Annotated in this window: 10 protein-coding genes; 8 read left to right on the top strand and 2 right to left on the bottom strand. The window is 57.1% G+C overall.

The genetic code is table 11. The annotated features are described in order from the left end of the window. Positions 1–14 precede the first annotated feature (14 nt). Together lolD and lolE are read left to right on the top strand one after the other, a co-directional pair. Positions 15–713: a lipoprotein-releasing ABC transporter ATP-binding protein LolD gene (gene lolD / locus G5154_RS02410; protein WP_198303926.1), complete on the top strand. Its 699-nt coding sequence runs from the start codon at positions 15–17 to the stop codon at positions 711–713. Beyond that, on the top strand, positions 713–1954 hold the full coding sequence (gene lolE / locus G5154_RS02405) for a lipoprotein-releasing ABC transporter permease subunit LolE (protein ID WP_005336986.1): 1242 nt from the start codon (positions 713–715) through the stop codon (positions 1952–1954). Before lolD ends, lolE begins: the two co-directional genes overlap by 1 nt. Before the next feature lie 87 nt (positions 1955–2041). On the opposite strand, the gene yfbR is transcribed toward lolE, so the two are convergent. Both yfbR and G5154_RS02395 read right to left on the bottom strand, forming a co-directional pair. After that, positions 2042–2632 carry a 5'-deoxynucleotidase gene (yfbR, locus tag G5154_RS02400; protein WP_139401703.1) on the bottom strand — a complete coding sequence of 197 codons (591 nt, stop codon included), beginning with the start codon at positions 2630–2632 and terminating at the stop codon, positions 2042–2044. Positions 2633–2724: 92 nt separating this feature from the next. Continuing rightward, complete coding sequence (locus G5154_RS02395; RefSeq protein WP_421250255.1) at positions 2725–3159, bottom strand: YccF domain-containing protein; 435 nt, start codon at positions 3157–3159, stop codon at positions 2725–2727. A gap of 441 nt (positions 3160–3600) precedes the next feature. On the opposite strand from G5154_RS02395, the gene tig reads away from it, so the two are divergent. The 6 genes from tig (at position 3601) to ppiD (ending at position 12039) form a co-directional block, all read left to right on the top strand. Then, positions 3601–4911 carry a trigger factor gene (gene tig / locus G5154_RS02390; protein WP_005345092.1) on the top strand — a complete coding sequence of 437 codons (1311 nt, stop codon included), beginning with the start codon at positions 3601–3603 and terminating at the stop codon, positions 4909–4911. 86 nt (positions 4912–4997) lie between these two features. Beyond that, entirely contained in the window at positions 4998–5621 is a 624-nt protein-coding gene (gene clpP / locus G5154_RS02385; protein WP_005336979.1) for an ATP-dependent Clp endopeptidase proteolytic subunit ClpP, read from the top strand. A gap of 70 nt (positions 5622–5691) precedes the next feature. Then, on the top strand, positions 5692–6966 hold the full coding sequence (gene clpX, locus G5154_RS02380; RefSeq protein ID WP_201938413.1) for an ATP-dependent protease ATP-binding subunit ClpX: 1275 nt from the start codon (positions 5692–5694) through the stop codon (positions 6964–6966). A 141-nt stretch (positions 6967–7107) separates the two neighbouring features. Then, positions 7108–9462, top strand: coding sequence for an endopeptidase La (gene lon, locus G5154_RS02375; protein ID WP_421250254.1), 2355 nt, complete (start codon positions 7108–7110; stop codon positions 9460–9462). A 240-nt stretch (positions 9463–9702) separates the two neighbouring features. Beyond that, positions 9703–9975, top strand: coding sequence for a nucleoid-associated protein HU-beta (hupB, locus tag G5154_RS02370; protein ID WP_005315375.1), 273 nt, complete (start codon positions 9703–9705; stop codon positions 9973–9975). A gap of 150 nt (positions 9976–10125) precedes the next feature. Beyond that, positions 10126–12039 carry a peptidylprolyl isomerase gene (gene ppiD / locus G5154_RS02365; RefSeq protein WP_421250253.1) on the top strand — a complete coding sequence of 638 codons (1914 nt, stop codon included), beginning with the start codon at positions 10126–10128 and terminating at the stop codon, positions 12037–12039. The last annotated feature ends 44 nt before the right edge of the window (positions 12040–12083 follow it).

Raw genomic sequence — 12083 nt, 5'->3', positions numbered from 1 at the left:
GTGGAGCCCCTGTTATGAATGAAGCCGTATCCCGTGAACCTCTGCTGCGCTGCCAGGCGCTCAATCATGTCTATAAAGAGGGGGAGCTGGAGACTCAGGTGCTCAAGGGGATCGATCTCTGTGTCGCGCCCGGTGAAATGCTGGCGGTGGTGGGGAGCTCGGGCTCCGGCAAGACCACTCTGCTGCACCTGATGGGGGCGCTGGACAACCCCTCCAGCGGCGCCGTGCTGTTCAAGGGTGAGGATATCCACCACTGGGACAGTCGTACCCAGGCTCGCTTTCGCAACCGCGAGCTGGGCTTTGTCTACCAGTTCCACCACCTGCTCTCCGAGTTCAGTGCGTTGGAAAATGCGGCCATGCCGCTGCTGATCGCCGGTGAGTCGGTGGCGGTTGCCACCGAAAAGGCAACCAAGATGCTGGGGCGGGTGGGGCTCTCCCATCGCTTGAATCACCGTCCCTCCGAGCTTTCTGGTGGCGAACGTCAGCGGGTGGCGATCGCCCGAGCGCTGGTCAACGAACCGAGTCTGGTATTGGCGGACGAACCCACCGGCAATCTGGATCACGCCAGTGCTACTGCTGTCTACGAACTGCTGTGTGAACTGAACCGTGAACTGGGCACTGCGTTTGTGGTGGTGACCCACGACCTGAGCTTGGCGGCCAAGCTCCATCGCCGGGTGAACCTGGTGAGCGGCGTGATGGCGGAGGTTGCCTGATGTTCAAACCGCTGCCCCTCTTTCTGGGCCTGCGTTACAGCCGCTCCCGCCGTCGCAACGGGTTTATCGCCTTTATTTCTGCCTCTTCCCTGATCGGTATCGCCCTCGGGGTGATGGCGCTGATCTTGGGCCTCTCCGCCATGAACGGTTTCGAGCGGGAGCTTAAAGATCGGGTGCTCTCGGTCGTGCCGCAAGGTGAGCTGGACGCCGTCGAGCGGCCGTTGCCGGATTGGCCACGTCTGCGTGACTACCTGCTGGCTCAGCCGGGCGTTGAGGCGGCAGCGCCGGTCATTCGCCTCAATGGCCTGCTGGAGCATGGCTCTGCCCTCAAGGGGGTGCAACTGCGCGCAGTGCTGCCCGATCTGGAAGCCAATCTGTCGGATGCGGGCAAATACATGACGGGCCGTGGCCTGCGTGAGCTGCAACCGGGTGAACGTGGCGTGATCCTTGGCAAGACCATCGCCGACAAGCTGGGCGTCAAGGTGGGGGATTCTGTTGCCCTGCTGCTGCCGCAAGGGGGCGATCAGGCCGGGATTAAGAATCCCCGCCGCGAAGCCCTGACCGTGGTGGGGCTGCTGGAGATCGGCGGTCAGCTCGACGGCCTGCTCGGCTTTATGCATCTGGCCGATGCGCAAGCGATCACCGGCATGGGCAGCGATGTGGAGGGCTTCAGCCTGCGGGTGAGCGATGTGCTTAATGCACAAAATATTACGATCGCCGCGGCGCAGCAGTTCCCTCATCACGTCTATATCCGCAGCTGGATGAACAGCCAGGGCTACCTCTATCAGGACATCCAGATGGTGCGTACCGTCATGTATGTGGTGATGCTGATGGTGGTGGCCGTCGCCTGTTTCAACATCGTCTCCACCCTGGTGATGGCGGTGAACGAGAAGCGCAGCGAGATCGCCATCCTCAAGACCATGGGGGCGAGCCCCGGCCAGATCCGGCTTACCTTCGTCATTCAGGGGATGGTCAACGGTGTAGCCGGTGCGCTGCTTGGCGCCCTGCTGGGCGGGCTGCTTTCGAGCAAGCTGACCCAGATCCTGAGCGTTGTCGAAAAGCTCATCGGCCATCGCTTCCTCAATCCGGATATCTACTTTATCGACTTCTTGCCGACCGAGTTGCATATGCAGGACCTGCTCATCGTGACGGGCGCCGCCATCCTGATGAGTCTGGTGGCGACCCTCTATCCCGCCTGGCGGGCGAGCGGTCTGGTACCCTCCCGCGAGCTGGGTCACTGATGCGTTGCATCTAATGCGCAATAAAGAACGAAGGGCCCGCCGGTGCAAACCGGCGGGCCCTTCTGTTTTCTGGTCATGTAGACTGGCTTAGTGAGCGTTCAGCTCATCGAGTGGCAGGGAGAAGCTGGCCACAAAGGTGTCGATAAAGTAGCGCATCTCATCGCTCATCCGCGCTTCCAGCATGGCCTCAAGGCGTTTGCGAGCCGGTTCGAACTCCCGGTTGCCCGCGTTGATCTCCTCCAGACACTTGGTATAGGCGCAGAGGGTGTCGGCATCCTTGACCAGTCTGGCCAGCTCGTCATCCTGGGCTGCCGAATCGAGCAAGGGGCGAAAGTCATCGATCAGTTCTGGCGGCAGCATGCCAAGCAGACGCTGTTCGGCGGCCAGCTCTATCTTCTTGTACTCGCGGGCGATCTCGGGATTGAAGTATTTGACCGGGGTAGGCAGATCGCCGGTCAGCACCTCACTGCTGTCGTGATAGAGGGCCATCACGGCGGCGCGGTCGGCATTCACGCTACCGCCAAACAGCCGGTTTTTGATGATGCCGAGGGCATGGGCCACCATGGCGACCTGCAGGCTGTGCTCGGCGATGTTTTCCGGCTGGATGTTGCGCATCAGGGGCCAGCGGTAGATGAGTTTCATGCGGGCGAGATTGGCGAAAAAGTGGCTGGGTAACATGATGGCCTCAACAAAAGAGAATAGAAAAGGGCAGACTCTAGTCTGCCCTTTTTTTCGTTGCAGGGCAGCGTCTGCCCGCGTATTTCCCGCCGTTAGCGGATATAGCGGCCCGATTCCGCCTCCTGATTGGTCACAATCATCTGGCCAATGGGCGCCAGGCTGATCAGCGCCAGCTTGAGGTGCTGGATACCGAACGGGATACCGATAATGGTCACAAAGCTGGCCAGTGCGGAAGCGATGTGGCCGATGGCCAGCCAGACACCGATCAGCACGAACCAGAGGATGTTGCCAATCAGCCCCAGAGTGCCGGTGCCTATATCACTCTGGCCGGTCATGGTCTTGCGATTGACCGCCTGCTTGCCAAACGGGAAGAAGGTAAAGGTGCCGATCACGAAGCAGGCTCGTCCCCAGGGAATGCCGACCAGCGAGATAAAGCAGACAAGACCGGCCAGCCACCAGGCCAGGCCCATAAAGACACCTCCCAGTACAAACCAGAGCAGATTGAACAAGAAGCGGAAAAAGGCCATGTGAGTGACTCCAGAACATCAATTTGGTTGCCACCATAACGAGGGAGGGGTAGGGACGCAATGGTTGATTGGCCCAATCGCCATTTGGCTGGACAAATTGAGTCGCCGCCCGCAACGGTGGGCTGTTTTTCGGTGAAAGATGGGCAATAAAGCGGCGTTCGGATGAAAAAAGGTGAACAAACGCAAAATTATTGCCATCGGATAGTTGAAGTCTGGCACCTCTCTCCCCATATAAAGGGCAGTTTTGCACGAATTGTGCTTGCACGCCGCTCAATGTGGGGGATGTGTGGCTCGACTCGACCAAAGTGCGCCGCTATAATGCCGCGTCATATTTTCTCATCACAAAGACATATCGTTGTCTTTATAAACAGGAAGACTCCGGGCTTTGCCCAGGGGCAATAAAGGGTCAGCACACAGTGCTGAGTTGAACGAGGTAGAAGAATGCAAGTTTCTGTAGAGACAACCCAGGGTCTGGAACGCCGTCTTACCATCACTGTACCGGCCGCTACCGTAGACGCCGCTGTGCGTAAAGAATTGAATGGCCTGGCCAAAACTCGTCGCATCGACGGTTTCCGTCCTGGCAAGGCTCCGGTTGCCATCATCAAGAAGATGTTCGGCGCCATGGCTCACGCCCGCGTTGCTGATGAAATGATGCAGAGCAACTTCATCAAAGCCATCATCGAAAACAAACTGAGCCCGGCCGGTGCCCCGACCATGGATCCGAAAGAGATCAAAGAAGGTCAGGATTTCGAATTCACCGCCACTTTCGAAGTGTATCCGGAGTTCGAAGTTGCAGGTCTCGAGACCATCAAGGTCGAGAAGCCGGTTGCGACCGTGAAGGACGAAGATCTGGCCAACATGATCGACACCCTGCGCAAGCAGCACGCTACCTGGGCTGATGCCGATGTTGCCGCTGCCAATGGCATGCGTGTGACCATGGACTTCGTCGGTTCCATCGACGGTGAAGAGTTCGACGGCGGCAAAGCTGAAGGCTTCAACCTGGTGCTGGGCGCTGGCCGCATGATCCCGGGCTTCGAAGACGCCATCCTGGGCAAGAAAGCGGGCGACGAGTTCACCATCGAAGTGACCTTCCCGGCTGACTACCACGCTGAAAACCTGAAAGGCAAAGAGGCCAAGTTCGCTTCCAAGCTGATCAAGGTTGAAGAGCAGATCCTGCCTGAGCTGACCGAAGAGTTCGTGAAGCGTTTCGGTATCGAAAGCGGTTCTGTTGAAGAGCTGAAAGCCGAAGTGCGCAAGAACATGGAGCGCGAACTGGCTCAAGCCCTGAAAAACAGCGTGAAAGAGCAAGTTCTGAACGGTCTGGTTGAAGCCAACCAAATCGACCTGCCGAAAGCTGCCGTTGCTCAAGAGATCGACGCACTGCGTCAGCAGGCTCTGCAGCGCTTCGGTGGTTTCCAGGGCGGCAACGCTCCCGAGCTGCCGGCTGAACTGTTCCAGGCTCAAGCCGAGCGTCGTGTACGTGTAGGCCTGCTGCTGGGTGACGTGATCCGCACCAACGAGATCAAGGCTGACGATGCCCGTGTAAACAGCATCATCGAGTCCATGGCGACTGCCTACGAAGATCCGAAGGAAGTGATCGAGTACTACCAGAAGAACGAACAGATGCTGAACGGCGTTCGTAACCTGGCAGTAGAAGATCAAGCCATCGACCTGATCCTGTCCAAAGCGCAAGTGACCGAAAAAGAAGTTGCATTTGACGAAGTGATCAACAAGTCTGGCGCCGCTGCCTAAGAACATTTGACTTAAGGTCAAGACTGTTAAGTATAATGGCTCGTGTGATCTCCACTCGGGCCATTTTATTTTAGGGACAATGCCTTATGTACAAGAACTATAACGATATGACCGATTCTCCCAGCAATGCGCTGGTCCCCATCGTGGTCGAACAGACTGCCAAGGGTGAACGTTCCTACGATATTTACTCCCGTCTGCTGAAAGAGCGGGTGATCTTCCTGACCGGTCAGGTTGAAGATCACATGGCCAATCTGGTGGTTGCCCAACTGCTGTTCCTCGAGTCCGAGAATCCGGACAAGGACATCTATATCTACATCAACTCGCCGGGTGGTTCGGTGACTGCGGGCATGTCCATCTACGACACCATGCAGTTCATCAAGCCGGATGTCAGCACCGTCTGCATGGGGCAGGCCTGTTCCATGGGTGCCTTCCTGCTGGCTGGTGGCGCCAAGGGCAAGCGTTTCTGCCTGCCTAACGCCCGTGTGATGATCCACCAGCCGCTGGGTGGCTTCCAGGGGCAGGCATCTGATATCCAGATCCACGCCCAGGAGATCCTGAAGATTAAAAATACCCTGAACGAGCGCCTGGCGTTCCACACCGGTCAGGACATGGCTACTATCGAGCGTGACACCGATCGTGACAACTTCATGTCCGCCGAGCAGGCTGTGGCCTATGGCTTGGTAGACGGTGTCCTGAGCCAGCGTAGCTGAGCAGGGTGTCCCGGTCTGTTGTAAACTCAACAGGCCGATCCATCCTCTATTGATAAAACGAGGTTGCTGAATGACAGAAAAACGCAAGGGTGAGGGTGATAAGCTGCTCTACTGCTCTTTTTGCGGCAAAAGCCAGCATGAAGTGCGCAAGCTGATCGCTGGCCCTTCCGTCTACATATGCGATGAGTGTGTCGAGCTGTGCAACGACATCATCCGCGAAGAGATCCGCGAGATCTCGCCCAAGCGCGATGGTAACGAGCTGCCGACCCCTCATCAGATCCGCGCTCATCTCGATGACTATGTGATCGGGCAGGAGTATGCCAAGAAGGTGTTGGCCGTTGCCGTCTACAACCACTACAAGCGTCTGCGCAACAGCGGCGAAAACAGTGGTGTGGAGCTTGGCAAATCCAACATCCTGCTGATTGGCCCGACCGGCAGCGGCAAGACCCTGCTTGCCGAGACTCTGGCTCGCCTGCTGGATGTGCCGTTCACCATGGCCGATGCGACCACCCTGACCGAAGCAGGTTACGTGGGCGAGGACGTGGAGAACATCATCCAGAAGCTGCTGCAAAAGTGCGACTACGACGTAGAAAAGGCTCAGCGTGGCATCGTCTACATCGACGAGATCGACAAGATCTCCCGCAAGTCGGACAATCCCTCCATCACCCGCGATGTCTCCGGGGAAGGGGTACAGCAGGCACTGCTCAAGCTGATCGAAGGAACCATCGCTTCCGTGCCACCGCAAGGTGGTCGCAAGCACCCGCAGCAGGAGTTTTTGCAGGTTGATACCTCCAAGATCCTCTTCATCTGTGGTGGTGCCTTTGCCGGTCTGGACAAGGTGATCGAGCAGCGTTCCGTGAAGGGGACCGGTATCGGTTTTGGCGCCGAGGTAAAATCCAAGGATGCCAAGGCCACCCTGAGCGAGACCTTCGCCAAGGTAGAGCCGGAAGATCTGATCAAGTATGGTCTGATCCCCGAGTTTATCGGCCGTCTGCCGGTGGTCGCGACCCTGACCGAACTGGACGAGGCTGCCCTTATCCAGATCCTGAAAGAGCCGAAAAACGCACTGACCAAACAGTACGCTGCGTTGTTCGATCTGGAAGGGGTTGAGCTCGAGTTCCGTGACGACGCACTCAACGCCATAGCCCGCAAGGCGATGGAGCGTAAAACCGGTGCTCGTGGTCTGCGTTCCATCGTGGAAGCCGTACTGCTGGATACCATGTATGACCTGCCTTCTCTGGAAGGGGTCAGCAAGGTGGTGATCGACGAGACCGTGATCAAAGGGGACTCTGCGCCCTTGATGATCTACGAAAATCCCGAGACCCAGGCTGCTGCATCAGAGTAAATGTCTGATTTTTAATCAAATGGAAGGGGCTTTTTGCCCCTTTCATGCTTTTTGCGGTTTCGGCGATTGAATCTCATCTCTGCGCCCCCATATACTCAGCCAAGCGCTTTGCCAACGGTATAACAAGCCGAGAGGACATATATGAACCTAGAGCGTTCAGAACGCATCGAGATTCCCGTCCTGCCTCTTCGTGACGTGGTGGTTTACCCCCACATGGTCATTCCACTCTTTGTGGGGCGGGAAAAATCCATTCGCTGTCTGGAAGCGGCCATGGAGCAGGACAAGAAAGTTCTGCTGGTGGCCCAGAAGGATGCGTCAACCGACGAGCCGACGGTGGAGGAGATCTTCTCCGTCGGGACAGTGGCCAATATTCTGCAGATGCTCAAGCTGCCGGACGGCACCGTCAAGGTGCTGGTAGAGGGGGGGCAGCGTGCCCGCCTGGAGCGGATGATCGACGACAAGGATTTCTTTGTCTGCGAGGCCCAGTACATTCCCTCCCAAGCCATTGAGGAGAAGGATCAGGAAGTGCTGGTTCGCTCCGCCATCGGTCAGTTTGAAGGCTATATCAAGCTCAACAAGAAGATCCCGCCCGAGGTACTGACCTCGATCTCGGCGATCGACGATGCTGCGCGTCTGGCTGACACCATGGCGGCCCACATGCCGCTCAAGCTGGAAGACAAGCAGAAGGTGCTGGAGATAGTCTCGGTCTCCGAGCGCATCGAATTCCTGATGGCGATGATGGAGTCGGAAATTGACCTGCTGCAGGTCGAGAAGCGCATCCGTACTCGCGTCAAGAAGCAGATGGAAAAGAGTCAGCGCGAGTATTACCTCAACGAGCAGATGAAGGCCATCCAGAAAGAGCTGGGTGAGCTGGAAGATAGCCCGGATGAGTTTGAAGCCCTCAATCGCAAGATTGAAGAGGCTGGCATGCCGGAAGATGCCCGTGAAAAGGCCCAGGCCGAGCTTGCCAAGCTGAAGATGATGTCTCCCATGTCCGCCGAGGCTACCGTGGTTCGCAGCTATGTGGACTGGATGGTACAGGTGCCGTGGAAGGCGCGCTCCAAAGTCAAAAAAGACCTTGGCAAGGCGCAAGAGGTGCTGGACGCCGATCACTATGGCCTCGAGAAGGTCAAGGATCGCATCCTCGAATATCTGGCGGTGCAGGCGCGCGTCAATAAGCTCAAGGGCCCCATCCTCTGTCTGGTTGGCCCTCCCGGTGTGGGCAAGACCTCGCTGGGCCAATCCATCGCCAAGGCGACCGGCCGCAAATATGTGCGGATGGCCCTCGGTGGGGTGCGTGATGAAGCGGAGATCCGCGGTCACCGTCGCACCTACATCGGTTCCATGCCAGGCAAGCTCATCCAGAAGATGGCGAAAGTTGGCGTGAAGAACCCGCTGTTCCTGCTCGACGAAATCGACAAGATGAGCTCGGACATGCGTGGCGATCCCGCATCCGCCTTGCTGGAAGTGCTTGATCCGGAACAGAACAACAGCTTCAACGATCACTACCTGGAAGTGGATTATGACCTGTCGGACGTCATGTTCGTGGCCACCTCCAACTCCATGAACATCCCAGGCCCCTTGCTGGACCGGATGGAAGTGATCCGCCTCTCCGGTTACACCGAAGATGAGAAGCTCAACATTGCCAAGCAGCATCTGGTTGCCAAGCAGATCCAGCGCAACGGCCTGAAAGCCTCCGAGATCACCATCGAAGATTCTGCCTTGGTCGGAGTGATCCGCTACTACACCCGTGAGGCGGGTGTGCGGAGTCTGGAGCGCGAGATCTCCAAGATTTGTCGCAAGGCGGTCAAGCGTATCCTGCTGGACAAGAGCATCAAGCATGTTCAGGTCAATCAGGAGAACCTCAAGGAGTTCCTCGGGGTGCAGCGTTTCGATTACGGCAAGGCCACCGACCAGAATCAGGTGGGTCAGGTGTGTGGTCTGGCGTGGACCGAAGTGGGGGGCGATCTGCTCACCATCGAGACCACCAACATGCCGGGCAAGGGCAAGCTCACTTATACCGGTTCCCTCGGTGAAGTGATGCAGGAGTCCATTCAAGCGGCGATGACGGTGGTGCGCACCCGTGCCGAGAAGCTGCGCATCAACGCCGACTTCTACGAGAAGCGTGATATCCACGTGCACGTGCCGGAAGGGGCCACCCCGAAAGATGGTCCGAGCGCCGGTATCGCCATGTGTACCGCACTGGTCTCCAGCTTGACCGGTAATCCGGTTCGTGCTGATGTGGCGATGACAGGAGAGATCACCTTGCGCGGCGAAGTACTACCCATTGGTGGTCTGAAGGAGAAGTTGCTGGCAGCCCACCGTGGCGGCATCAAGCGAGTGCTTATTCCGAAAGAGAACGAGCGTGACCTTGAGGAGATCCCGGCAAACGTCAAACAAGACCTTGAAATTTATCCTGTTCGCTGGATTGACGAGGTGCTGGAATTGGCGTTGCAGGACAATCCGCAGGGGTTTGAGCGCGTTTCTGTCGTGTAAATGTTGATGCGCCGCAAATTTGGCGCATTCGGCGGGTGGTTAAGGCTTGCATGCGCCCGATAACGGAAGTAGCCTTGACCACCGATCGGGTACTCGTGATGAGTCGCAATGCGTTGTGTGGCGCGGGTTTGCGCCAGATTGTCACTTGCAACTGATCAGGAGGCTTGCTATAAAACCTCCACTTGTTGTGGCCAGGGAAATCAGCGCCGCAGCGGTGTTCGATAAAAGGGGAATATAAGAGTGAATAAATCTCAACTGATTGACAAGATTGCAGACGGTGCCGATATCTCCAAAGCTGCCGCTGGCCGTGCATTGGATGCCTTCATTGATGCTGTTGGTGAAGCGCTGAAAGAGGGTGACCAGGTTGCTCTGGTCGGTTTTGGTACTTTCGCTGTACGCGAGCGTGCTGCCCGTTCAGGCCGTAACCCGCAGACTGGCGCGACCATCGAAATCGCTGCTGGTAAAGTTCCTGCCTTCAAAGCTGGTAAGGCCCTGAAAGACGCTGTTAACTAAGTCGGTCGCTGATATCCGTCGGCTACCGTCCTTGGTCGCAGACCAGACAAGTTAGAGAGTCTTCTCTCATACTGATTGACCAAGGCGCATCGCAATCGGTGCGCCTTTTTATTGTTTACGCCCATCGAGTTCGGGAGCATAAGTACAAACATGATGTTGGATAAACTACGCGAAGGGGCGCAGGGCAAGGTAGCCAAGGTTATCTTGGGCCTGATCATCCTCTCCTTTGCCTTGGCTGGTGTAGGTAGTTACCTGAACGGCCCGGCCCGTACCGCCCCCGCCACCGTCAATGGCACCGAGATCAGTGCTGCGGCACTGGAAAATGCCTACCGTAACGAGCGCGCCCGCATGGAATCCCAGATGGGAGAGGCATTCAGCCAGCTGGCCGCGAACCCCGATTACATGAAACAGTTCCGCCGTGGCGTGCTGGATCGGCTGATCGATCAGGCGCTGCTGGACAGCAAGGCCCGTGAACTGGGTCTGCGCATCAGCGATGAACAGATCAAGCAGGCCATCGTTGCCATGCCGGAGTTTGCCGAGAACGGCAAGTTCAACAATGACCGCTATCTTCAGTTGATCCGTCGTGCTGGTATGACTCCCGAAATGTTCCGTGACTCCCTGCGTCAGGATATGGTGCGTCAACAGCTGATGAGCGCCCTGCTGGGCACCGAATTCTCCCTCAAGGGTGAAGCGGAGCAGCTCGACAAGCTCTACAACCAGACTCGCGATCTGCGCCTGGTTCGTCTGGCTGCCGCCAACTACATGGCTGACGTTCAGGTCTCCGACAACGAGCTGGAGCAGTACTACAAGACCAATGGTGCCCGTTTCATGAACGACGAGCAGGTCAAGGTCGACTATCTGCTGCTGGACGCCGCCAACCTCGCCAAAGATATCAAGGTCACCGAGCAGGATGCCCAGGATTACTACGATCAGCACCAGGATCTGTTCCAGCGTGCCGAGCGTCGCCACGTGGCTCATATTCTGATCCCGTTTGGCAAGGATGAGAAAGCGGCTGAGCAGAAGGCCGAGGCCGTATTGGCCAAAGCCAAAGCTGGAGATGATTTTGCTGCATTGGCCAAGGCTGACTCCTCCGATACCTTCTCTGCCAAAAAAGGCGGCGAGCTGGACTGGTTCGAGAAAGGGGTGATGGATCCGGCTTTCGAGAAGGCGGCCTTTGCCCTGAACAAGGCTGGTGATCTCTCCACCGTAGTGAAGAGCCCGTTCGGTTTCCACATCATCAAGCTGCTGGGGGTTCAAGCTGCCCAGACCAAGCCGTTTGCCGATGTGAAGGAAGAGACCATCACTCGTCTGCAAGCTGACAAGGCCAAGGAGAAATTCTTTGCTGAGCAGCAGAAGATGGCTGACCATAGCTTCGAGAACCCGGACTCGCTGGATCTGACTGCCGAGGCAATGGGGATGAAGGTCGATTCTACCGATTACTTCACTCAAACAAATGCCCCAGCACCGCTGAACGATCCCAAGGTGCTTTCTGTGGCGTTTTCCGAGCAGTTGCGCGAGGACAACACCAACTCCGACGTGATCGAACTCACCGATGGCAAGGCGCTGGTACTGCACATCACCGGTCACAAGCCCAAAGCGGTCAAGCCGTTGGCCGAGGTGAAAGAGCAGGTGATTGCCGCCATCAAGCATGACAAGGCTAGCGAAGTGGCCCGTGGCAAGGCTCAGGGTTTGCTGGACAAGCTGAAGGTCGGTGAGAGCATAGATGGGGACCTGGCTGCTTTGGGGCTGAAAGTAGAAACCCACAAAGGGGTTTCCCGCTTCGAACGGGCGATGGATGAGAATCTGGTCACAGAAGCCTTTATGTTGCCCCATCCCAAAGATGGCAAGCCCAGTGTCGGGTTGGTTGCAGAGAACAATGGTGATCGCGTGGTAGTTGCGCTGGACAAGGTCAACGTCCCTGCCGCCGCATCCGGCATGGCCGCCATGCTGCAAGCTCAGCTGGGTCAGGGCAAAGCCCAGGTGGATTACAAGTCTCTGATCGACGAGCTGCGCAAAGCGGCCAAGATCGAGTACTTCACCAGTGTGGAAGCGACCGTCGAGTAATCGGCACTGCCCAATCCATTGAAAACGGCTCCTTGATGGAGCCG

Origin of the sequence: Aeromonas sp. 600527, assembly GCF_049175415.1 — a bacterium.
Lineage (GTDB): Bacteria > Pseudomonadota > Gammaproteobacteria > Enterobacterales > Aeromonadaceae > Aeromonas > Aeromonas veronii_A.
Note: the sequence above shows the minus strand (reverse complement) of the source record. Positions and strands in the feature narration are given on the sequence as shown.